General features: G+C 72.3%; 19 protein-coding genes, 1 pseudogene and 1 riboswitch. Of the genes and pseudogenes, 13 read left to right on the top strand and 7 right to left on the bottom strand.

Annotation, left to right across the window (positions count from 1 at the left end):
* Nucleotides 1–39: 39 nt before the first annotated feature.
* From ACIPPM_RS27490 to ACIPPM_RS27480, 3 genes are all read right to left on the bottom strand, one after another.
* Entirely contained in the window at nucleotides 40–972 is a 933-nt protein-coding gene (locus tag ACIPPM_RS27490; RefSeq protein WP_401452605.1) for an LLM class F420-dependent oxidoreductase, read from the bottom strand.
* A gap of 92 nt (nucleotides 973–1064) precedes the next feature.
* A complete protein-coding gene (locus ACIPPM_RS27485) occupies nucleotides 1065–1751 on the bottom strand; it encodes a DUF5995 family protein (RefSeq protein WP_401452603.1) in 687 nt (228 codons plus the stop codon).
* A 91-nt stretch (nucleotides 1752–1842) separates the two neighbouring features.
* Nucleotides 1843–3261 (bottom strand): uracil-xanthine permease family protein, encoded by a 1419-nt coding sequence (locus ACIPPM_RS27480; protein ID WP_401452601.1) that lies wholly within the window; start codon nucleotides 3259–3261, stop codon nucleotides 1843–1845.
* Nucleotides 3262–3482: 221 nt separating this feature from the next.
* Here ACIPPM_RS27480 and ACIPPM_RS27475 point away from each other — a divergent pair, with 221 nt between their 5' ends.
* Complete coding sequence (locus ACIPPM_RS27475; protein ID WP_401452599.1) at nucleotides 3483–3941, top strand: acyl-CoA thioesterase; 459 nt, start codon at nucleotides 3483–3485, stop codon at nucleotides 3939–3941.
* Here the strand turns inward: ACIPPM_RS27475 and ACIPPM_RS27470 are convergent.
* Entirely contained in the window at nucleotides 3901–5112 is a 1212-nt protein-coding gene (locus ACIPPM_RS27470) for an MFS transporter (RefSeq protein WP_401452597.1), read from the bottom strand. The genes ACIPPM_RS27475 and ACIPPM_RS27470 overlap by 41 nt on opposite strands.
* A 141-nt stretch (nucleotides 5113–5253) precedes the next feature.
* On the opposite strand from ACIPPM_RS27470, the gene ACIPPM_RS27465 reads away from it, so the two are divergent.
* On the top strand, nucleotides 5254–6441 hold the full coding sequence (locus ACIPPM_RS27465) for an ROK family transcriptional regulator (RefSeq protein ID WP_401452595.1): 1188 nt from the start codon (nucleotides 5254–5256) through the stop codon (nucleotides 6439–6441).
* A gap of 21 nt (nucleotides 6442–6462) precedes the next feature.
* On the opposite strand, the gene ACIPPM_RS27460 is transcribed toward ACIPPM_RS27465, so the two are convergent.
* Nucleotides 6463–7203 carry an SDR family oxidoreductase gene (locus tag ACIPPM_RS27460; protein ID WP_401452593.1) on the bottom strand — a complete coding sequence of 247 codons (741 nt, stop codon included), beginning with the start codon at nucleotides 7201–7203 and terminating at the stop codon, nucleotides 6463–6465.
* 318 nt (nucleotides 7204–7521) lie between these two features.
* Nucleotides 7522–7652, top strand: a riboswitch (FMN riboswitch).
* Between the two features lie 160 nt (nucleotides 7653–7812).
* On the opposite strand from ACIPPM_RS27460, the gene ACIPPM_RS27455 reads away from it, so the two are divergent.
* The 9 genes from ACIPPM_RS27455 (at nucleotide 7813) to ACIPPM_RS27415 (ending at nucleotide 15323) form a co-directional block, all read left to right on the top strand.
* A complete protein-coding gene (locus ACIPPM_RS27455; RefSeq protein ID WP_393599749.1) occupies nucleotides 7813–8418 on the top strand; it encodes a riboflavin synthase in 606 nt (201 codons plus the stop codon).
* Nucleotides 8415–9056 (top strand): nicotinamide riboside transporter PnuC, encoded by a 642-nt coding sequence (locus tag ACIPPM_RS27450; RefSeq protein ID WP_401452591.1) that lies wholly within the window; start codon nucleotides 8415–8417, stop codon nucleotides 9054–9056. Before ACIPPM_RS27455 ends, ACIPPM_RS27450 begins: the two co-directional genes overlap by 4 nt.
* Nucleotides 9053–10372, top strand: a complete 1320-nt coding sequence (locus ACIPPM_RS27445) for a bifunctional 3,4-dihydroxy-2-butanone-4-phosphate synthase/GTP cyclohydrolase II (protein WP_401452589.1) — start codon at nucleotides 9053–9055, stop codon at nucleotides 10370–10372. Before ACIPPM_RS27450 ends, ACIPPM_RS27445 begins: the two co-directional genes overlap by 4 nt.
* A gap of 31 nt (nucleotides 10373–10403) precedes the next feature.
* Nucleotides 10404–10892 carry a 6,7-dimethyl-8-ribityllumazine synthase gene (gene ribH, locus ACIPPM_RS27440; RefSeq protein WP_393599754.1) on the top strand — a complete coding sequence of 163 codons (489 nt, stop codon included), beginning with the start codon at nucleotides 10404–10406 and terminating at the stop codon, nucleotides 10890–10892.
* Between the two features lie 34 nt (nucleotides 10893–10926).
* A complete protein-coding gene (locus ACIPPM_RS27435) occupies nucleotides 10927–11199 on the top strand; it encodes a phosphoribosyl-ATP diphosphatase (RefSeq protein WP_006378313.1) in 273 nt (90 codons plus the stop codon).
* Between the two features lie 60 nt (nucleotides 11200–11259).
* On the top strand, nucleotides 11260–12108 hold the full coding sequence (gene hisG, locus ACIPPM_RS27430; protein ID WP_393607334.1) for an ATP phosphoribosyltransferase: 849 nt from the start codon (nucleotides 11260–11262) through the stop codon (nucleotides 12106–12108).
* Nucleotides 12109–12122: 14 nt separating this feature from the next.
* Nucleotides 12123–12593, top strand: a complete 471-nt coding sequence (locus ACIPPM_RS27425; protein WP_401452586.1) for a PH domain-containing protein — start codon at nucleotides 12123–12125, stop codon at nucleotides 12591–12593.
* 280 nt (nucleotides 12594–12873) lie between these two features.
* Entirely contained in the window at nucleotides 12874–14208 is a 1335-nt protein-coding gene (locus tag ACIPPM_RS27420) for a hemolysin family protein (protein ID WP_401452584.1), read from the top strand.
* The gene (locus ACIPPM_RS27415; RefSeq protein WP_401452582.1) at nucleotides 14205–15323 is read left to right on the top strand and encodes a hemolysin family protein; all 1119 of its coding nucleotides are present in this window, start codon (nucleotides 14205–14207) and stop codon (nucleotides 15321–15323) included. The genes ACIPPM_RS27420 and ACIPPM_RS27415 overlap by 4 nt, the downstream gene beginning before the upstream one ends.
* Nucleotides 15324–15348: 25 nt before the next feature.
* Here ACIPPM_RS27415 and ACIPPM_RS27410 read toward each other — a convergent pair whose 3' ends face one another.
* Both ACIPPM_RS27410 and ACIPPM_RS27405 read right to left on the bottom strand, forming a co-directional pair.
* Complete coding sequence (locus tag ACIPPM_RS27410) at nucleotides 15349–17211, bottom strand: AAA family ATPase (protein ID WP_401453095.1); 1863 nt, start codon at nucleotides 17209–17211, stop codon at nucleotides 15349–15351.
* Between the two features lie 432 nt (nucleotides 17212–17643).
* Nucleotides 17644–18285: pseudogene (locus ACIPPM_RS27405) on the bottom strand (uridine kinase).
* A gap of 256 nt (nucleotides 18286–18541) precedes the next feature.
* On the opposite strand from ACIPPM_RS27405, the gene ACIPPM_RS27400 reads away from it, so the two are divergent.
* On the top strand, nucleotides 18542–19498 hold the full coding sequence (locus ACIPPM_RS27400) for a hypothetical protein (RefSeq protein ID WP_401452580.1): 957 nt from the start codon (nucleotides 18542–18544) through the stop codon (nucleotides 19496–19498).
* A 44-nt stretch (nucleotides 19499–19542) separates the two neighbouring features.
* Nucleotides 19543–21084 (top strand): amino acid permease, encoded by a 1542-nt coding sequence (locus ACIPPM_RS27395; RefSeq protein WP_401452578.1) that lies wholly within the window; start codon nucleotides 19543–19545, stop codon nucleotides 21082–21084.
* The last annotated feature ends 49 nt before the right edge of the window (nucleotides 21085–21133 follow it).

Here is a 21133-nt window from a genome sequence, read left to right as displayed (position 1 = left end):
GCCGGAGCACGTCAACGGCCAAGGGGCGGCGGCCGGGGCTCAGATCCCGGCCGCCCGCGCCTTCTCGTACAGCTCCGCCGCGGTGTCCTTCAGCTGGGCCGCGTCCCGCGACTCGCTTTGGACGTCGAGGAGTATCTCCGCGTCCGGGACGATGCCGGTGTGCGCCGCGATGTCGGCCACGATCTGGTCGATGGTGCCCTCGAACAGCGGGCCCTCGGCGCCGGTGCGGGGCCCGGGGGTCACGCGCGCGTTCACCCGGATGACCGTACGGACGGGCTCGGTGCGGCCGGTTTCCTCAGCCAGCTCGCTCAGGTCGCGCCACTGGGCGGCGAGCTGCTCCGGACCATAGGCGCCCGGCAGCCAGCCGTCGGCCCGCTCCACCAGCCGCCGCATCGCCCGCCGGTTCGTCGCCGCCAGCAGGACCGGGACCGGCCGCACCGGCTTCGGACCCACGATCGCGGAGTCGATGTCGGTGGTCTTGCCGTGGTGGATGACCGGGTCGGGGCCCCACACCGCCCGGCACACCGCGATCACCTCGTCCAGGGCGGTGCCGCGCTCCTCGAAGGGGAGCACCCCCGAGGCCGCGTACTCGTCCAGGGACCAGCCCGTGCCGAAGCCCGCGATGACGCGGCCGCCGCTCACCACGTCCAGCGTGGCCAGCGACTTGGCGAGCTGGAACGGCAGGTGCAGCGGGGCCACCAGCACACTGGAGCCCAGCTCGGCCCGCGAGGTCGCGGTGGCGGCCAGGGTGAGGGTGACCAGCGGGTCGGCCACGCCCCGGTAGTAGTCCGGCCAGGGCATGCCCGGTATGCCGTACAGCCCCTGGGTGGCGGGCTCCGGGACCAGGGCCCGCTCGAAGACCCACAGGCTGTCGTAACCGATCTCCTCGGCGGCGCGCGCCACGTCGGGCACGTCCTTGGCGAGGTCGTACTGGCGCATCTGGGGAAGGCCGAGGCCGAGCCTGGTCGTCATGCCGGTGCTCCTTCGCGTCGGGATGCCTCTCCAACGCGCGGTCCTCGCCCGGCTGTTCCCCAAGTCACCCGATGGGGTGACTTCAGGCCACCTCAATCACCCAGGGGGGTGAGCAGCATCCGCCCCGCGAAGCCGACCGCCGCGTCCAGCCGGGTCGTGAACTCCTCGGCCACGTCACCGCAGCGGCGCAGCGCCCACAGCACCCGGGCCGCCGACCAGGTGGCGTCGCGGGCCCGCTCCAGGCTCCACGCGCCCAGCAGATGCGTGATCGGGTCGGCGATCTGGAGCAGGTCGGGACCCGGCATCAGATCCTCGCGGATGCGCTCCTCCAGCGCGGCCAGCACCTCGCCGACCCGGTCGAACTCGTCCTCCAGCTCGGCCGGGGCGCACCCCAGCGCCTGGCAGGTGTCGACCACCGCGAGCGCCAGGTCGTGCCCGATGTGCGCGTTGATACCGGCCAGCGCGAACTGCAGGGGCCGGACGCCGGGATGGCGGCGGAGCTGGAACAGCGGGCGCCAGCAGGCGGGCGGACGGCGGTCCTCGGCGACCGCGTCCACGGCCGCGAGGTACCGCTCCGCGAACCGGACGTCCAGCGCGGCCGCCGCGCACGGGTCCGGGAACTCCCCGCCGTCCAGCCGCCGGTCCACCTCCTCGGTGACGGTGAGGTAGACCCGGTTGAACACGGCGACCCCGTCCCGCTCGGGCAGCTCCGAGCCGAGCGCGCGCATCCGGGCCAGGACGGCGTCGACAGGGGTGGTGGTGTATCGCGGCAGCGCCATGGGGGAAGGGTGGCAGCCGCGCACCGGCCGGTGGGCCGACCGGCCCGGTGCTTCGCCGGAACGAGCGAACGCCGGGCCGGTACGGCCGCCGCTACGGCTTGCCGGACCCGTCGGCGGGACGGTCGGAGGAGCCGTCGGCCGACTTGTCGTACGACGACGTGCCCTCGTCCAGCAGCGGCTGCTGCGTCTTCAGGTGGGCCGGGGCGAAGGCGCGCAGGGCGTGGTAGCCGGTGATGACGACCAGGGTGCCCAGCGCGATGCCGCTCAGCGAGAAGGTGTCGGTGAACTTCATGGTGACGTTGCCGACGCCGATGATGATGCCCGCGGCCGCCGGGACCAGGTTCAGCGGATTGCGCAGGTCCACCTTGCCGTGCAGCCAGATCTGCGCGCCGAGCAGGCCGATCATGCCGTACAGGATGACGGTGATGCCGCCGAGGACACCGCCGGGGATCGCGGCCACCACCGCGCCGAACTTGGGGCAGACGCCGAAGAGCAGGGCGAAGCAGGCGGCGGCCCAGTAGGCGGCCGTGGAGTAGACGCGGGTCGCGGCCATCACGCCGATGTTCTCGGAGTAGGTGGTGTTCGGCGGGCCGCCGACCGCGGTGGACAGCACCGAGGCGACGCCGTCCGCCGAGATCGCGGTGCCGAGCTTGTCGTCCAGCGAGTCGCCGGTCATCTCGCCGACCGCCTTGACGTGGCCCGCGTTCTCCGCGACCAGGGCGATCACCACGGGCAGCGCGACCAGGATCGCGGACCACTGGAAGGACGGCCCGTGGAAGGTGGGCAGCCCGATCCAGTCCGCCTTGGAGACGCCGGACAGGTCCAGGCGCCAGTGGTCGGTGATCTTGCCGCTGGCGTCCGCCGAGTGGATCTTGCCGAGGGTCAGGTCGAAGATCCAGGAGATCAGGTAGCCGAAGACCAGGCCCAGGAAGATCGCGATGCGCGACCAGAAGCCCCGCAGGCAGACCACGGCCAGCCCGGTGAACAGCATCACCAGCAGCGCCGTCCACTGGTCCTGCGGCCAGTACGTCGTCGCGGTCACCGGCGCCAGGTTGAAGCCGATCAGCATGACCACGGCACCCGTGACGATCGGCGGCATCGCGGCGTGGATGATCCGCGCGCCGAACTTCTGCACCGCCAGACCCACCAGGAACAGCACCACGCCGACGACGAGGATCGCGCCGGTCACGGTCGCGCTGCTGCCGCCGTCCGCGCGGATCACCGCGGCGACGCCGACGAAGGACAGCGAGCAGCCCAGGTAGCTGGGGACCCGGCCGCGGGTGGCGAGCAGGAAGATCACCGTCGCCACACCCGACATCATGATCGCCAGGTTGGGGTCCAGGCCCATGAGCACGGGGGCGACGAAGGAGGCGCCGAACATCGCCACGACGTGCTGGGCGCCCAGGCCCACCGTGCGCGGCCAGGTCAGCCGTTCGTCGGGGCGTACCACCGCTCCGGGTGCGGGTGACTTTCCATCACCGTGCATTCGCCAACGCACGCCGAGGTCCATGGTGGGGTTTCGCTTTCTCTGTACTGAAGACGGTCCGCACCATTGTCAGGGGTACCGAGGTGCGCTTCGCGCCCGCGGTGTCCCTCGCGCGCCGGGAACGGGTGTCCGGGGACCCCGGTCTGACCAGGGGAGTTGCCTCCGAGGGGGCCTGAGCGGTCGCTTAGTATGACGGTGTCCGGGGGCGCGTGCCGCCCCGCCCGCCACGCCCGGGAGCCCCACCCGTGACCGCCGAAGCCCCGACCACCCCCACCGTCTCCTACGGCCAACTCGTCCCCGTCGCCGTGCACTTCGACGACCTGGACGCACTCGGACTCCTGCACAACGCCCGGTATCCGCTGCTGGTCGAGCGCGCCTGGACCGAGCTGTGGAACGCCCGCGGGGTCCGCTTCGACGGTGACTGGGCGGCGGCGGGCGACGCCTGCAACGCGGTCCGGGAACTCGTCATCGGCTATGAGGCGCCCGTCACCCGACCCGGCACCTACGCCGTCCACCTCTGGCTGGAGCGGCTCGGCACCACGGGCCTGACCTACGGCTTCCGGCTCTGCTCGGCCGACGGCGCCACGACCTACGCGCGCGGCACCCGCGTCCTGGTCCGGCTGGACGCGGCCACGCTGCGGCCCGCGCCCTGGAGCGAGGGGTTCAGGCAGGCGGGCCGGGAACTGCTGCGGCCTGCCGACTGACCTCGCCGCCACCGCGCTCGGCGGTGCGCAGCACGCCCGCGAACCCGGCCAGCGCACAGGCCAGCACGGTCACCACGATGAACGACACGGTCAGGCTGGTCACCTGCGCCACCCCGCCGATCAGACTCGGCGCGATCAGCCCCGAGGTATAGGTGATGGTGGCCACGCCCGCGATGGCCTGGCTCGGGTTGGGCCCGGAGTGCCCGGCCGCCGCGAAGCAGAGCGGGACGACCACCGCGATGCCGAGGCCCATCAGCGCGAACCCGGCCATGGCCAGCGGCGGTCGGTCCGCGAGGACCACCAGCAGCCCGCCCACCCCGGCGAGCAGGCCGCCCGTCCGGACCGTGCGCACCGCGCCGAAGCGGTTCACCACCGCGTCCCCGGCGATCCGGGCGACGGCCATGGTCAGCATGAACCCGGTCGTCGTGGCGGCCGCCAGGCCCGGTGAGCCGTCCAGCCGGTCCCGCAGGAACACCGCCGACCAGTCCAGGCTGGCCCCCTCTGCGAACACCGCGCAGAAGCCGACCGCGCCGATCAGCAGGGCCGAGCGGGGCGGCAGCGCGAACCTCGGCGGCGGCTCCTCGTCCTCGGCGGGCTGCACGTCCAGCACCCAGACGCACGCCACTTGGCCCAGCACGGTGAGCACGGCGGCGGCGAGCACATGGTGCAGCCGCGCGTCCGCGCCCAGGTGGGCGGCGAGGGTGCCCGCCGCCGAGCCGATCAGGGCGCCCGTGCTCCACATGCCGTGCAGCCCCGACATGATCGACTTGCCGAGCAGCCGCTCGATCTCCACCCCGAGCGCGTTCATCGCCACGTCCGCCATGCCCGCGGCGGCGCCGTACGCGAACATGCCCAGGCACAGCGTGAGCAGGTTCGGCGCCAGCGAGGGCAGCACCAGGGAGAGCGTCCACAGCGCGAGCAGTCCGCGCAGGGCCGTACGGGTACCGAAGCGGTGACTGATCCAGCCCGCCAGCGGCATCGCGACGGACGCACCGAGCGCCGTGAAGGCGAGCGCGAAACCGAGCTGGCCCGCGCTCAGCCCCGCGTGCTCCTGAATCCAGGGCACCCGAGTGGCGAACGAACCCGTCACCGCGCCGTGCACCGCGAACACGGCGGCCACGGCGTACCGGGCCCGCCTGACCTCCCCGGCCGGCCGGCTCATCTCACCCATGTTCACGTCCCTCCCCAGCAAGTCGCCCGCCGTACCGTCCTCGGCACGTCCTCGGCATCCGCGCAAACTATCAGGGACCCTGCCTGATAGATAGAGTGCGTCCGGCAGCCCGCCTCTGGAATCTCTGGGAGGATTCCCGTCATGCCCGCATCACCGAGCACCGCACGGGCCATCAACGACCGGCTCGCCCTGCGGCTGTTGCAGCAGGAGGGCCCGCTGACGGCGGGACAGCTCAAGCAGCTGACCGGACTCTCCCGGCCGACCGTGAGCGACCTCGTCGAGCGCCTCACCGTCTCCGGTCTGATCCGGGTGGTGGGGGAGTCGGGCGAACAGCGCCGGGGACCCAACGCCCGGCTCTACGGCATCGCCGCCGACCGCGCCCACCTGGCCGCCCTCGACGTGCGCACCGGTGGGGTCCTGGTGCTGGTCTCCGACCTGGTCGGGCGGGTGCTCGCGGAGGTGGCCGTGCCCATCGACGCCGGGAGCGGCACCGGCCCCGCCGTGGAGCGGGCGGTCGCCGCGGTGGAGGAGGCGGCGCGGAAGGCGGGCCCGGACGTCTGGGCCGGGCTGCACACCGTCGGCATCGGCGCGCCCGGCCTGGTCGACCCCGCCACCGGCGACCTGCGCGACTCCAGCGGGCTGCCCGCCTGGCACCGCAGCCTGGTCGCGGCGCTCCAGTGGCGGCTGCCGGAGGCGCGGGTCACCGTCGAGAACGAGACCAACCTCGCGGCCCTCGCCGAGCAGCGCGAGGGCGCCGCCCGCGACCGGGACACCTTCGTCCTGCTCTGGCTCGGGCACGGGGTCGGCGCCGCCGTCGTCCTCGACGGGCGCCTGCGCCGGGGAGCCTCCGGCGGTACGGGCGAGATCGGCTTCCTGCCCGTCCCCGGCACCGGGTCGCTGCCCTCCGCGACCGACTGTGACGGCGGCTTCCACGCCCTGGCGGGCGCCGCCGCGATCGGCGCCCTCGCCCGCGAGCACGGGCTGCCGGTCGAGGGCCCGCCGGACGGGCCGGTCGCCGCGCGCCTGGTCGCGCGGGCGGTCGCCGACGGCACCGCGCCCGCCGCCCGCTTCCTCGACGCCCTCGCCGACCGCCTCGCCATCGGCGCCGCCGCCGTGACCGCGATCCTCGACCCCGGCTGCGTGGTCCTCGGCGGCGAGGTCGGCCAGGCCGGGGGAGAGGCGCTCGCGGCGCGGGTCGGCGCCCGCCTGAAGCGCATGTCGCCCCTGTCCACCGAGGTCCGCCCCGGCACCCTCGGCGGCACGGCGGTCCTGCGCGGCGCCCTCCTGACGGCCCGCGACCGCGCCCAGGACGAGCTGTTCGCCCCGTAGAGCGGTCCCGAGACCCTCCGCTCAGCCGAACCGGCGCGCCAGGTACTCCTCGAACGTCCCCCTGCCCACCGCCCGTTCCGGTGCCAGATGGCCGCCCGCGCGGAACGCCCCGTACGTCCGCCCGAACAGGGGCACCTCCAGCAGGCGGCGGCGCCTGCCCGTGGCGTCCAGGTGGGCGCGGGCCAGGGAGGTCACCGAGCGGACCTCGGGGCCGCCGATGTCGGGCACGCGTCCCGCAGGTGCGGTGAGCGCCAACTCGGCCAGGCGGGCGGCCACTTCGGCCACCTCCACCGGCTGGTCCGACAGGGCGGCCGGGAGGAGGGCCAGCGGGGGTGCGGTCAGCTTGCTCAGGAAGGTGACCATCAGGTCGTGGAACTGGGTCGTGCGCAGCACCGTCCAGCCGAGCCCCGACTCCTCGATCCGCCGCTCCACCGCGAGCTTGGCCCGGTAGTAGGGCAGCGGCACCCGGTCCACGCCGACGATGGAGATGTACACCAGGTGCGCCACCCCGGCCCGCCGCGCGGCTTGGATCAGGTGGCCCGCGGCCTTCTCGTCGCCGCCGTTCGGCGAGCTGGCGCAGTGCACCACGGTGTCCACACCCGCCAGCGCCGCGTCCAGCGCGGGGCCGCCCTTGCGCAGATCGACCGCGTACGGCTCGCTGTGCCTGCTGAGCACCCGCACCTCGTGGCCGTCCGCCCGGAGCTTCTCCGTCACCAGCCGGCCGAGGGTGCCGGTGCCGCCCGTCACCAGGATCGTGGTCATGCCGCTCGCCTTCCCTGAGGGTCGGGGGCGGCCCGTTCGGCGCGCCCCATGACCCAGGACGGCGCCACCGCCGGGAATGTGACATCCGGCTGGGGTGACCCGGCGGCGGGCAAGGGCCTTCGTCACCGCCGCCGGGTCCGGTCGCACCATAAAAGGACTAGACCACTCCGGTCAATAGGTCCGGACCAAGCTCAATTGCCTTGTGATGCGGGGATGTTGACTTGGGAGTTCACTCGAACGGCTTGGCTGTGAGGCAGCCCACACCGGTCACCTGTATGGCCGACGGGCGGGCGTGGCAGACTTGCCGTGTACCAGAAGCAGCGCACTCCGGGGTCGGTGAAAGTCCGAACCGGCGGTTACAGTCCGCGACCCGGTCGCTTCCAGCGGCCGGTTGACCAGGTGAAATTCCTGGACCGACGGTTAAAGTCCGGATGGGAGGCAGTGCGCGGCGGGCGAGCAGCATCCTGCGCGCCGCCGTATTTCCGGTCTCGTCCGTGTCCGGACGGGTCCGTCTCGGCGTCGTGACCTCGGTGCGTTCCGCCCGTCCATGCCGTCGTTCATCGACCGGCCCCCGGAGTCCGTGCCCGAAGAGGCAGGAGGACCGGGGACGTGTTCACCGGAATCGTGGAAGAGCTGGGCGAGGTCACCGCCGTCGAGAACCTCGGCGACGCCTCCCGTTTCCGGCTCCGTGGCCCCGTCGTCACCGAAGGCGCCCGCCACGGGGACTCCATCGCCGTCAACGGTGTCTGTCTCACCGTGGTCGACCACGAAGGCGACGAGTTCACCGCCGACGTGATGGCCGAGACCCTCAAGCGCTCCAGCCTCGGCGCGCTCGCCGTCGGCTCCCGCGTCAACCTGGAGCGCCCCACCGCCGTCGGCGCCCGCCTCGGCGGCCACATCGTGCAGGGCCATGTCGACGGCACCGGCGAGGTGCTGGCCCGTACCCCGTCCGAGCACTGGGAGATCGTCAGGATCTCGCTGCCCGCCCACCTCTCCCGCTACGTCGTGGAGAAGGGCTCCATCACCATCGACGGCATCAGCCTCACCGTGGTCGAAGCGGGCCCCGACTTCCTCACCGTCAGCCTCATCCCCACCACCCTCGCCCTGACCACGCTCGGCCACAAGCAGCCCGGCGACCCGGTCAACCTCGAGGTCGACGTCATCGCCAAGTACGTGGAGCGGCTGCTCGCGGCCGGGCAGGAGGCAGGCGCGTGAACTCGCTGAACACCGAGGCGTTCACCCTGTTCGGCCAGCACATCCTCTGGTCGGACATGATCGGCAACCTCTTCGGCCTGGCCGCCCTCGCGCTCGGCTGGCGCCGCTCCCTGATGACCTGGCCGGTCCAGTTCGTCTCCGGCCTGATCCTCTTCGCCGCGTTCTACGGTCACCTCGCGGGCAGCGCGGGCAAGCAGGTCGTCGTCATGGCCGTCGCCGTCTACGGCTTCTGGCAGTGGAGCCGCAGCCGCGGCAAGGCCGCCGACGGCCACATCGCCCCCCGCTTCGCCACCTGGCGCGAGCGCGCCGCCATGATCGCGGCGGCCGCGGCCGGCACCGTCGCCGTCGCGCTGCTCTTCACCGCGTACCCGTCGCTGTCCTGGGACCCCTGGCCGGACGCCTACATCTTCGTCGGCACCATCGTCGCCATGTACGCCCAGGCCAAGGGCATGGTCGAGTTCTGGATCGCCTGGCTGCTGGTCGACCTCGTCGGTGTCCCGCTCAACTTCGCCAACGGCTACGCCTTCTCCGGCTTCGTCTACGTGATCTACGGCGCGCTCGTCCTGTGGGGCATGCGCGACTGGTGGCTGCGCTCCCGCAAGGACACGCGGCCCGTCCTGGAAGGAACGCCCGCATGACCTCGGCACCCACGCTGCACCCCGGTGACAGCATCGAAGAGTTCCGCCTCGACCCCGTCGAGCAGGCCGTCGCCGACATCGCCGCGGGCCGCCCCGTCGTGGTCGTGGACGACGAGGACCGCGAGAACGAGGGCGACCTCGTCATCGCCGCCGAGAAGGTCACCCCCGAGATCGTCGCCTTCATGATGAGCGAGTGCCGGGGCCTGATCTGCGCCCCCATGGAGGGCGCCGAACTCGACCGGCTGAAGCTGCCGCAGATGGTCGCGGACAACACCGAGTCGATGAAGACGGCCTTCACCGTCTCCGTGGACGCCTCGCCCCTGCACGGCGTGACCACCGGCATCTCCGCCGCCGACCGCGCCACCACCCTGAAGCTGCTGGCGACCGGCACCGCCCAGCCCACCGACCTGGTCCGCCCCGGCCACATCTTCCCGCTGCGCGCCCGTGAGGGCGGCGTCCTCGTCCGCGACGGCCACACCGAGGCCGCCGTCGACCTCGCCCGCCTCGCCGGACTCCGCCCCGCCGGGGCCATCGTGGAGATCGCCGGGGAGGACGGCCGCATGCTGCGGCTGCCCGAGCTGATCCCGTTCGCCCGCAAGCACGGACTGACGATCATCTCCATCGCCGACCTCGTCACCCACCTCCGCGCCCCCGAGGCCGCCGAACGCGAGCAGACCGTGGCCGCCGCGCCCACCGTGCGCCGCGAGGCCGAGACCAGCCTGCCCACCCGCCACGGCACCTTCACCGCCTACGGCTACCGGGCCCCCGACGGCGTCGAACACGTCGCCCTCGTCCACGGCGACCTCGGCGACGGCACCGGCGTCCTCGCCCGCGTCCACTCCGAGTGCCTCACCGGCGACGTCTTCGCCTCCCTGCGCTGCGACTGCGGCCCCCAGCTCGACGCCGCCCTCGCCCGCATCCACGCCGAGGGGAGGGGCGTCGTCGTCTACCTGCGCGGCCACGAGGGACGCGGCATCGGCCTGCTGTCCAAGCTGCGCGCCTACGAACTCCAGGAACGCGGCCGGGACACCCTCGACGCCAACCTGGAACTCGGCCTGCCCGCCGACGCCCGCGACTACGCGGCAGGCGCCCAGATCCTCGCCGACCTCGGCGTGCGGGACGTCCGCCTGATGACCAACAACCCCGACAAGACCGACGCGCTCACCCGGCACGGCATCCAGGTCACCGGCCGCGAGCCGATGCCGGTCCACGCCGACGAGCACAACGTCCGGTACCTGCGCACCAAGCGCGACCGGATGGGCCATGACCTGCCCTGGCTGGACACCCCCGCGGTGTCCACCTGCGGCAACCAGTAAGCGAACAGAGCGAACAGCACGAAGGAGCAACGTGAGCGGCAAGGGTGCACCGGAGATCTCCGTACGCAGCAACGTCAGCGACCTCCGGGTCGCCGTCATCGCGGCACAGTGGCACGACAAGGTGATGGACGGTCTGGTGAACGGCGCCCTGCGCGCCCTGCACGACCTCGGGATCGACGAGCCGACCCTGATCAAGGTCCCCGGCAGCTTCGAACTCCCGGTCGCCGCCAAGGTGATGGCCGACCGCGGCTACCACGCGGTCGTCGCCCTCGGTGTCGTCATCCGCGGCGGCACCCCGCACTTCGAGTATGTGTGCCAGGGCGTCACCCAGGGCCTCACCCAGGTCTCGGTGCAGACCGGCGTCCCCGTCGGCTTCGGCGTCCTCACCTGCGACACCGAGGAGCAGGCCCTGGACCGGGCGGGCATCGAGGGCTCCAGCGAGGACAAGGGCCACGAGGCGGTCACCGCGGCGGTCGCCACGGCGGCCACCCTCCGCTCGGTGTCCGAACCCTGGCACTGAGACACCGCCCGGACCGCGTAGGGTGAGGACCACCATGTCCAATAAGACGTTCGAGGAGCTCTTCACCGAGCTCCAGCACAAGGCAGCCACCGGCGACCCCGCCACCTCCCGCACCGCCGAACTGGTCGGCAAGGGCGTCCATGCCATCGGCAAGAAGGTCGTCGAGGAGGCCGCCGAGGTCTGGATGGCCGCCGAGTACGAGGGCAAGGAAGCGGCCGCCGAGGAGATCTCGCAGCTGCTCTACCACGTCCAGGTGATGATGGTCGCCCGTGGCATCTCGCTGGACGACGTCTACGCCCACCTGTGATCCCTCGCCCCACCCGCCCCACCCACCGCACCACCCCGTCACACGAAGGAAGCCGTCCTCATGCTGCGCATCGCCGTCCCCAACAAGGGTTCCCTGTCCGGACCTGCGGGGGACATGCTGCATGAGGCCGGCTACCGGCAGCGCCGGGAGTCCAAGGAACTGCGGACCGTGGACCCGGTCAACGAGGTCGAGTTCTTCTACCTCCGCCCCCGGGACATCGCGATCTACGTCTCCTCCGGGCAGCTCGACATCGGCATCACCGGCCGCGACCTGCTGATCGACTCCGGCGCCGAAGCCGAGGAGATCCTCCCCCTCGGCTTCGCCCGCTCCACCTTCCACTTCGCCGCCAAGCCCGGCACCGCCGCCAGTGCGGCCGACCTGAAGGGCCGCACGGTCGCCACCTCCTACGAGGGCATCGTCGCCCGCCACCTCGCCGACAATGCCATCGACGCCTCCGTGGTCCACCTCGACGGCGCGGTGGAGACCGCGATCGAGCTGGGCGTGGCGGAGATCATCGCGGACGTGGTGGAGACCGGCACCTCGCTGCGCAACGCGGGCCTGGAGGTCTTCGGCGAGCCCATCATGAAGTCCGAGGCCGTCGTCATCCGCCGCACCGGCGCGGACGCCGAGGAGCCGAAGGTCCAGCAGTTCCTGCGCCGCCTCCAGGGCGTCCTGGTCGCGCGGACCTACGTGATGATGGACTACGACTGCCGGGTCGAGCAGCTGGAGAAGGCCGTCGCGCTCACGCCCGGCCTGGAGTCCCCGACCGTCTCCCCGCTGCACAACGAGGGCTGGGTCGCCGTGCGCGCCATGGTCCCCACCAAGGACGCCCAGCGGATCATGGACGACCTGTACGCCATCGGCGCCCGGGCCATCCTGACCACGGCCATCCACGCCTGCCGTCTCTGAGGAACCCGAACCAGATGTCCGAGCTTCCCCAGCCCCCCGCCCAGCCCGCCCTCCCGGTCACCTTCCGGCCGGAACGCACGCGGGTGATCCTGCTCACCGCCGGCTTGGCGATCTTCGTGGTCGTCACCGCCGTCGCCCTGCTGCTGGAGATGGGTCCGGGGGAGCGCCTCAGCTTCATCGTCACCGGGGCCCTGATGGCCTGGGTGCTGGCCCGGCTGGGCCGGGTGAAGGTCGTCGCCGAGCAGTCCGGCGTCACGGTCGTCAACATCGCGGGCAGCCGCAAGCTGGCCTGGGCCGAGATCGTCGGGGTCAACCTGCGTCCGGGCGACCCCTGGGTGTTCCTCGACCTCAGCGACGGCACCAGCCTGGCCGCGCTCGGCATCCAGCCCGGCGTCGCCAAGCAGCGCGCCATCGCCGACGCGCGGACCCTGCGCACTCTGGTGGAGCAGCAGGCGCCGCGCGATCCGGAGCTGCCCCGCGCCTGAGCCCCGGACGGGCTCAGGGGCCCCTCGGGGTCCCACTCGGGGGCCAATCAGGGGCGGCCACCCTTGCCGCACCTGCCCCGGTCTTGACTAATCTGTTGGCGGAGGCGTTTTCCACTCGCCTCCGCCTCCGTCGTGCCACGCCCGGCGCGCGGAGGTTTTCCCTGCTATCCGAGGAGTGACCCTCTCCGGCGATGGACGGATCGTCCTGTAGTACCTGCGCCGCCCCCAGCCGACATACCGCGGACCACCCGGCCCGCGGGCACGCGGAGGCGGCGGCATCATGAGCACCCCCCTGCTGCTCCTCGGAGCGGCCTTCCTGCTGATCCTCGCCAACGGCTTCTTCGTGGCCGCCGAGTTCGGCCTCGTCACCGTCGAGCGCCAGGACGCCGAGCGGGCCGCGGCCGAGGGCGACACACGCGCCCGTACGGTCGTGGAGTCGCTGAAGGAACTCTCCTTCCAGCTCTCCGGCACCCAGCTCGGCATCACCATCACCTCGCTGGTCGTCGGCATGCTCGCCGAACCGGCCCTCGCGGACCTGCTCGGCGGCCCCCTCGGCGCGCTCGGCATCCCCGAGGGCGTGGCCTCCGGCGTCGCGGTGGTTGTCGGCATGCTGCTGGCCTCCGCGATCCAGATGGTCGTCGGTGAGCTGGTCCCCAAGAACTGGGCGGTCTCCAAGCCGCTCCAGGTCGCGCGGTTCGTGGCGGGCCCGCAGCACCTGTTCTCGCGGCTGTTCCGGCCGGTGATCTCCGTGCTCAACACGGTCGCCAACCGGCTGGTGCGCGCCCTCGGCGTCGAGCCCGCCGACGAGCTGGCCTCCGCCCGTACCCCCGGCGAACTGGTCTCCCTGGCCCGGCACTCCGCCCAGGCCGGAGCCCTGGAGCAGGACACGGCCGACCTGTTCGTCCGCACCCTGTCCCTCGGCGACCTGACCGCCCAGCACGTCATGACCCCGCGGGTGCGGGTCAGCGCGCTCCAGGACTCGGCCACCGCCGAGGACGTCGTCAACCTCACCCGCGCCACCGGCCTGTCCCGCTTCCCCGTCTACCGGGAGAAGATCGACGAGATCGTCGGCATGGTCCACCTCAAGGACGCCCTGGCGGTCCCGGCGCACGAGCGACTGCGTACGCCGGTCGCCCGGATCGCCGGAAAGGCGCTGCTGGTCCCGGAGACCCTGCCGGTGCGCCCCCTGCTGACCCGGCTGCGCAGCGAGCAGCCCATCGCGGTCGTCGTCGACGAGTACGGCGGCACCGCGGGCGTGGTCACGCTGGAGGACATCGTCGAGGAACTGGTCGGCGAGGTCCGCGACGAGCACGACCGCCAGGTCGTGCCCGAGGTCGCCCCCGCCCCGCCCGAGGACGGACGGCCCGCCTGGGACGTGGACGGCGGCTGCCGCGTCGACGTCCTCACCCGCATAGGTCTCGACGCCCCCGAGGGGCCCTACGAGACCGTCGCCGGGCTCATGGCCGATCTGCTCGGCCGTATCCCGGCCCCCGGCGACCGGGCCGAACTGCCCGGCTGGCGGCTGTCCGTGCGCCAGGTCAGCCACTACCGCGCCGAGCGGGTCCGCCTGGTCCGCACGGCCCCCATCGCCCAGCCGACGGAGGCCGCCCGATGAGCGTCGTCCAACTCCTCTTCGCCGCGCTGCTCGTCCTCGCCAACGGATTCTTCGTCGGCGCCGAGTTCGCGCTCGTCTCCGTCCGCCGCAGCCAGATCGAGCCGGTCGGCACCGCGCGTGCCCGCCAGGTGCTGCACGGTCTGGAGCGGCTGCCGCAGATGATGGCGGCCGCCCAGTTCGGCATCACCGTCTGCTCGCTGACCCTCGGCGCGGTGGCCGAGCCGACCGTGGCCCAGCTGCTGGAGCCGGTGTTCGAGGCGGTCCATGTCCCCGAGGGTGCGATCCACCCGCTGGGCTATGTGATCGCGCTGGCCGCGGTGGTCTTCTTCCACCTGGTCATCGGTGAGATGGTGCCGAAGAACCTGGCCATGGCCGCGCCGGAGAAGGCCGCGCTGTGGCTCGGCCCCGGCCTGGTGTACTTCGCCCGGATCTGCAAGCCGGTCACCGTGGCGCTCGGCGCCTGCGCGCAGGGCATCCTGCGGCTGTTCCGCGTCGAGCCCAAGGACGAGGTCGAGGCCGTCGTCACCAGCGAGCAGCTCAACCGCCTGCTGGAGGACTCCGGCCAGGCCGGGCTGCTCGACCCGGAGGCGCAGGAGCGGCTCGAGGACGCGCTGGAACTGGGCTCCCGCCCGGTGACCGACGTCCTGCTCAAGCGCGAGACCCTCGTCACGGTGCCGCCCTCGGTGACGCCGGGGGAGATCGTGGAGCTGACCGCGCGCACCGGCTACTCCCGCTTCCCGGTGGCCGCGGGCGCGGGCGCCTTCATGGGGTACGTGCATGTGAAGGACGTCCTCGACCTGGAGGACTCCGACCGCGCCGTGCCGCAGCACGTGTGGCGTCCGATGGCCACGATGCGGGCGGAACTCCCGCTGGACGACGCGCTGACCGTGATGCGCCGGGCCGCCACCCATCTGGCCCAGGTGGCGGACGCCTCCGGCCGGGTGCTGGGCCTGGTCGCGCTGGAGGACGCGCTGGAGCTGCTGGTGGGCGAGGTCCACGACCCGGCCCACCCGGACACCCCGGAGCCCGCGCCGAGGACGGAACCGGTGCCCCTGCGCCCGGCCCCGGCCCGCCAGCGCAAGAGCGGCGACCCGGAACAGGCACTGGCCACCTAGGGCGCACCGGCCGCGGGACCCGTCGTCACATCGCCGACGGGTCCTGCGGTGCCCGGCCCGACAGCACCTCGCCGTACGCCTGCATCAGGTCCGGCAGCCGCAGCGTGGCCAGGTCCTCGCGGGACAGCACGCCCGGACAGGTGGACAGCCGCAGGTCCCGGTACGCGCAGCTCTTCTCGTACATCGTGCGCAGGAACCGGCCGTTGCCCAGCTCGTCGATCCAGCCCTGGTCGACCACGTGCCCGGCGATGGAGCGCAGCTCCTCCACCGCCTCCTCGTCCCACTCGTCGCCGTTCTCCGCCGCGAGCACCCGGCCGATCTCGGTGAGTTCGGCGGGCCGGTAGGAGGGGAAGTCCACGCGGGTCGTGAAGCGGGACGACAGGCCGGGGTTGGCCGCCAGCAGCCGGTCCATGCCCTCGGGGTACCCGGCGAGGATCACCACCAGGTGGTCCCGGTTGTCCTCGGCCCGCTTCAGCAGCACCTGGAGCGCCTCGTCGCCGTACGCGTCGCCCTTGCCGTACCCGGAGTTGGACAGCGCGTACGCCTCGTCCACGAAGAGCACCCCGCCGATGGCCGAGTCGATCAGCTCGTTGGCCTTCACCGCGGTCTGGCCCAGGTACTCGCCGACCAGATCGGCCCGCTGCGCCTCCACCAGGTGATCGCCGCCGAGCAGCCCCAGCGCGTAGAAGACCCGGCCGAGGATGCGGGCCACCGTGGTCTTGCCGGTGCCGGAGGGGCCGGAGAAGACGAAGTGCCGTTTCGGCGGCTGCACCGGCAGCCCCTGCCCGGCGCGCAGCCGGGCCATGTTCAGCTGCGCGGAGAGCGCCTTCACCTGGCGCTTGACGGGTTCCAGACCCACCATGCGTTCCAGCTCCGCGAGCGCCTCCTCCAGTAAGGCCGGATCGGTCGGCCCGGCCGGCAGGTGCGGGGAGGTGACACCGCTCTTCACCCGGACCGCGCGGTCCGGCACCGAGGGGAGCGGCCCGGTCGGCAGCTCGGGCTCGGACAGCCGGAGATCACGGCCCTCGGTGCCGAACAGCGGGTCGAAGGTGTCGGGGCCGTCCATCGTGTCCTGCCCGGCGCCGGACAGGGTGATCGCCGCGAAGTCGGCCGGGTCGTCGTACCCGTCGCCCTCGGCGATGGCGGCGAGCCGGGCGGAAGTGTCCATGAAGGCCGGGTCGACCCGGTGCACGGCCCGGTACAGCGGCAGCGCGGCGGCGCTGCGGCCGGTGCCCTCGTGGGCGCGGGCCAGCCAGTACCGCAGTTCCTTGCGCTGCGGCTGCTCGCTGCGGCAGCGCATCAGGGCCGCCGCGAGCAGCGGCTCGGCCTGCCCGAACGTCTCCAGCCGGACCCGGGCCATGCCGCCGAACAGGCCCGCCTCTATCCCCAGCAGGGGATCGTCCCGCAGCGGGTCGGTGTGCCGGACCAGCTGGTCCCAGTCCTTGACGAGATAGGCGCGGCAGGCGTGCAGGAACCGTACCTGCGGGTCGGTGTCCATGGGGGGCAGCCCGGCCAGCGCCCGGTCCAGCTCCGGCACATGGCGGCCGTCCAGCCAGTGCGAGGCGTGCGCCAGCAGCAGATCGCGGGGGCTCTCCAGCACCGGCTGCACCCACCAGCCCAGCCAGTACCAGGAGTTGAGGGCGCGGCGGTGCCGGGCGCGCTGCTCGCCGAAGCGGTCGCGGTGCCGGAACATCCTGAGCAGCGCGGTGGTCGTGTCGACCCGGAGCGCGTGCAGTCCGAGCCAGGCGTCGGCCATCCCCGGGTCCATCCGCGCCGCGGCGCGGAACTCCTCCTCGGCCTGCGGATAGGCGCCCATCGTGTAGGCGTCCACGCCTCGCAGCCAGGCGAGGTCGGCGGGGGCCTCGGGGCCCTGCGTGCCGAAGTCCATCACGTCCCCCACGAACCGTGCCCCCCGTTGGTTGCCCGCCGGGCAGGCGCTCGGCGGTCTCCGCGGTCGAACCGCTGTACCGCGAACCGGAGTTGCAGGTGCGCGAGGCAGCCGCTCGAAGGTCGCACCGAGGGCATCGTACCCGTGGGAAGACCGGCTGCCGAAGGGTGCCGCAGACGGCATTTGACGAGGTGGGAGCATGCGGGGCGCACGGGGCGCGGTCACCGAGGGTGATCAGATCGGTGCGTCCGGCTCCCCCGAGACCGGCTCGGGGCAGTACGAAACCCCCGATCACGGGGGAACGATCGGGGGCTTCGTGTCTTCGGGCGGTCCGTGAAGGACCGTGTGTAGAGAACGTAAGACCTGGATGGGCGCCGGGTCAAGCCGAGTTGGGGCCCTGAACGAACTTCCGATGCGACCGCCTTCACAAGTTCAGCACACAGCCGATGGGTCATCACCGTGAGTGATAATTCGGGTGGGGCCGGCCCGGTCGGAGTCCGGTCAGAGGGGGCTCGCGGGTCCGGGCAGCACCTCGTACCCCTCCGGTGTCGCGGACACCAGGAGGTGTGCGTGGGGGCGCGAGGGGTCGAAGGCGAAGTGCGCGCGCTCCGCCGCGGTCCAGCCGTCCCAGAACTCCCGCTGCGCGGCGCCGTCCCGGCGGCGGCCGCGCGCCCAGGACTCCCGCTCGGGCAGCTCCATCCACAGCAGCGCCGCGAGATGCGGGCGCAGCTCCCGGCGTCCCGCGCCCACGCCCTCGACCAGGACCACCGGGGCGGGCAGCAGGGTGCGGGGCGGGCCGAAGGCGCGCAGGTTCCAGTCGTAGGGGGCGTACCGCGCGCTCTCGCCCTGGCCCAGTGGCTCGATCACCTGGGTGGTGAACCGGCCGGTCCAGGCGAAGAGTTCGGCGTGGCTGGCGATGTCGTCCAGGTGCAGCACCGGCGCCCCGCCGAGCGCGGCGGCCAGCCGTCCGGCGAAGGTCGACTTCCCGGAGCCCGCGTGCCCGTCGACGCCGACCAGCCGGACCGGCCCCAGCGACGGGGGGAGGCCGCGCAGGCGCCCCGCGAGGTCGTGAATGGCGATTCCTTAAGGTGTGGTGCGGTGTGGGGGAGTTCTGCCGGAAACAGTCTAGTAGGGGCCGATGGGAGGCGTACTCGACGGCCGGAAAAACGCGACTTCCCGAACCGCCCGCTGACCGAAGGTCAATCGGTGGAGATTTTCACTCGGAATCCGCCGACCGATATGTGAAATTAGGCGTTCCAGGTGCGTCGGCCGGTGAGTAAGGTGCGTCCTGCACAACTGCGACGCGTCGTATCGGGACGGACAGGGGAGCATGGCCGCGGAGTTATTCGAGGGGCAGTACGTCTGGCACCCGGCGGCCGACGACCGCGTCCTGGCGAGCGTCTGCGTCGACGTGCGCGCCGGACGTCACCGCTACGCCTACGAGGCCCTCGCCGAGACCCGGTCCGATTTCGCGCTGCGCGCCCACCGCTCGCTGGTGCTGGCCTCGGAGGCGTCCGGCACCGACCTCGTGGAGCGCTGGCTCGCCGAGGAGCCGTCGCCCGAGGCCGCGCTGATGTGGGCCCGGGTGGCCGTGCAGCGCGCCATGCGGGCCGCCGACGCGCGCGACGAGCGCGCCGAGGCGCTGGAGCGGATCGCGCTGACCGCCTGCGAACGCGCCGCCGCCCTCGCCCCCGGCGACCCCACGCCCTGGGTCGCCAAGCTGGCCATGGCCCGGCTGCACCAGCTGCGCGAACCGGCACCGCAGGGCCTGCTCACCGCGCCGCCCGGACCCTGGCGGCTGTTCGCCCACATCCTGTCCCTGGACCCCTGGCACCGCGAGGGCCACCACCGCTTCCTCTCCTTCTTCTTCACCCGGCACGGCGGCTCGGTCAACGCCGCCTGGGACGTGGCCGCCTTCCTCAGTCAGCGCGCGCCCGCCGAATCCGCGCTCCGGCTGCTGCCGCTGGTCGCGCTGGTGGAGAGCTACAACCCCACCCAGCTCCTCGCCGACCGGGTCTGGGAGCAGCCGCAGTGGCGCTCCACCGCGCTGGCCGCCTACCGCAACTGGTTGCCCACGGTGGCCCGTTCCCGCTTCACCCCGGTGCTCGACCTGGCCTACCTCGCGCACGCGCTGGTCATGGGCCAGAGCGAGTTCGAGGCCCGCGCGGTCTTCGCGGCGATGGGCCCGTACGCCTCGCGCATGCCCTGGAGCGCCTTCGGCGACCCCGCCGAACAGCTCTCCCGCGCCCGGCGCGCCTGCGGTCTGCCCGTCCCCGGGCCCGCCTGAGCCCCCCACCTACCGCGTCCACCCCCCAACAGAAAGGCAGATCAGTGTCGGAACGGATATCGCCGCCAGGGGCCGAGGCTCCGGCGGCCGAAACCCCGGTCGTGCTCGACGACGACGCGACCCTGCACGCTATGGGTTATCCGCGTAAACTCACGCGTCGTTTCAAGGCATTCGACAATTTCGCGATCTCCTTCACCATCATCAATATCCTCTCGGGTATTTTCTCGTCCTTCGGATTCGGCCTGAACGCGGGTGGCCCCCGTATTCTCGTGTTCGGCTGGATCGGGGTCTCCGTGATGGTGCTGTTCATCGGTGCCGCCATGGCGGAGGTCGCCTCCGCCTATCCGACGAGCGGGGCGCTGTATTTCTCCGCCGGTAAGCTCGCCAAGCGGCACAAGGGCGCCTGGTCCTGGTTCACCGGCTGGCTGAACTTCGTCGGGCAGATCGGCGGCACCGCCGCCACGGGTTACGCCGCCGCCACCTTCATCCAGGCGTTCGTCGCCCTGCAGTGGCCGTCGTACGAGCCCACCGCCCACCAGACGGTGCTGATCACCGCGCTGATCATCGTGCTCCAGGGCCTCGCCAACACCTACACCGTCCAGCTCGTCGCGGTGCTGAACCGGATTTCCGTGTGGTGGCTGCTGATCGGACTCGTGGTGATCGTGGGCGCACTCATCGTGATTCCCGATCATCACCAGTCGGCGTCCTTCGTCACGCATTTCGAGAACAACACCGGCTTCACCAACGGCCTTTACGGCGGCATGCTGGGCCTGCTGGTCACCAGCTGGACGTTCACCGGCTTCGACGGCAGCTTCCACATGTCGGAGGAAACGGTCCAGGCGACGGTCAACGCGCCGAAGGGGATCACCCGCGCCATCGGCTATTCGGCGATCACCGGTCTGATCCTGATGCTCGCGCTGGTGTACAGCATTAGCGACTACACCAAGGTGGCCGGTTCGGACGCCCCGCCCGTCCAGATTCTCATCGACGGGCTCGGCCTCGGCACCGCCAAGGCCATGCTGCTCATCGTCATCGGCGCCATGCTCTTCTGCGGCCTCGCCAACCTCACCAGCAACACCCGGCAGATCTTCGCCTTCTCGCGGGACGGCGCCATGCCCGGCTCGCGCTGGTGGCACTCGGTCTCCACGCGCACCCGTACGCCCGTCAAGGCGGTGTGGCTCGCCGTCGCCTGCTCGCTCGCCCTGGTGGTGCCCGGCTGGTGGTCGCACACGGCGTTCACGGCGATCGTCAGCGTCAACGTGGTGGGGCTGTTCCTCGCCTACGCGGTGCCGATCTTCCTGCGGCTGCGCCTCGGTGACGAGTTCCAGCCGGGCCCCTGGCACCTGGGCCGCTGGGGCCGGCCGATCGGTTGGGCCGCGGTGATCTGGATCCTGCTCAGCAGCGTCCTGTTCATGCTCCCGCAGGCGTCCCCGATCACCGTGGACTCCTTCAACTACGCGCCGATCGCGCTGGCGGCCGTCCTGCTCATCGCCACGGTGTGGTGGTTCACCACGGCCCGCCGCCGCTTCCAGGGCCCGGTCAGCTATGGCCGCCCCGACGAGGTCGCGGCGATGGACCTGGTCTGAGTCCTGCCCTGTCGGCACTGGATGACATGGGCCTGCCATGGTGGGCCCA

This window comes from Streptomyces sp. NPDC090119, assembly GCF_044747085.1.
In the GTDB taxonomy this organism is placed as follows: domain Bacteria; phylum Actinomycetota; class Actinomycetes; order Streptomycetales; family Streptomycetaceae; genus Streptomyces.
Note: the sequence above shows the minus strand (reverse complement) of the source record. Positions and strands in the feature narration are given on the sequence as shown.

Excerpts from the sequence above, each read along its gene's own strand:
- ACIPPM_RS27490 (WP_401452605.1), bottom strand. The coding sequence starts at position 972 with ATGACGACCAGGCTCGGCCTCGGCCTTCCCCAGATGCGCCAGTACGAC.
- ACIPPM_RS27485 (WP_401452603.1), bottom strand. The coding sequence starts at position 1,751 with ATGGCGCTGCCGCGATACACCACCACCCCTGTCGACGCCGTCCTGGCC.
- ACIPPM_RS27480 (WP_401452601.1), bottom strand. The coding sequence starts at position 3,261 with ATGGACCTCGGCGTGCGTTGGCGAATGCACGGTGATGGAAAGTCACCC.
- ACIPPM_RS27470 (WP_401452597.1), bottom strand. The coding sequence starts at position 5,112 with ATGGGTGAGATGAGCCGGCCGGCCGGGGAGGTCAGGCGGGCCCGGTAC.
- ACIPPM_RS27465 (WP_401452595.1), top strand. The coding sequence starts at position 5,254 with ATGCCCGCATCACCGAGCACCGCACGGGCCATCAACGACCGGCTCGCC.
- ACIPPM_RS27460 (WP_401452593.1), bottom strand. The coding sequence starts at position 7,203 with ATGACCACGATCCTGGTGACGGGCGGCACCGGCACCCTCGGCCGGCTG.
- ACIPPM_RS27445 (WP_401452589.1), top strand. The coding sequence starts at position 9,053 with ATGACCTCGGCACCCACGCTGCACCCCGGTGACAGCATCGAAGAGTTC.
- ACIPPM_RS27435 (WP_006378313.1), top strand. The coding sequence starts at position 10,927 with ATGTCCAATAAGACGTTCGAGGAGCTCTTCACCGAGCTCCAGCACAAG.
- hisG (WP_393607334.1), top strand. The coding sequence starts at position 11,260 with ATGCTGCGCATCGCCGTCCCCAACAAGGGTTCCCTGTCCGGACCTGCG.
- ACIPPM_RS27425 (WP_401452586.1), top strand. The coding sequence starts at position 12,123 with ATGTCCGAGCTTCCCCAGCCCCCCGCCCAGCCCGCCCTCCCGGTCACC.
- ACIPPM_RS27420 (WP_401452584.1), top strand. The coding sequence starts at position 12,874 with ATGAGCACCCCCCTGCTGCTCCTCGGAGCGGCCTTCCTGCTGATCCTC.
- ACIPPM_RS27415 (WP_401452582.1), top strand. The coding sequence starts at position 14,205 with ATGAGCGTCGTCCAACTCCTCTTCGCCGCGCTGCTCGTCCTCGCCAAC.
- ACIPPM_RS27410 (WP_401453095.1), bottom strand. The coding sequence starts at position 17,211 with ATGGACTTCGGCACGCAGGGCCCCGAGGCCCCCGCCGACCTCGCCTGG.
- ACIPPM_RS27400 (WP_401452580.1), top strand. The coding sequence starts at position 18,542 with ATGGCCGCGGAGTTATTCGAGGGGCAGTACGTCTGGCACCCGGCGGCC.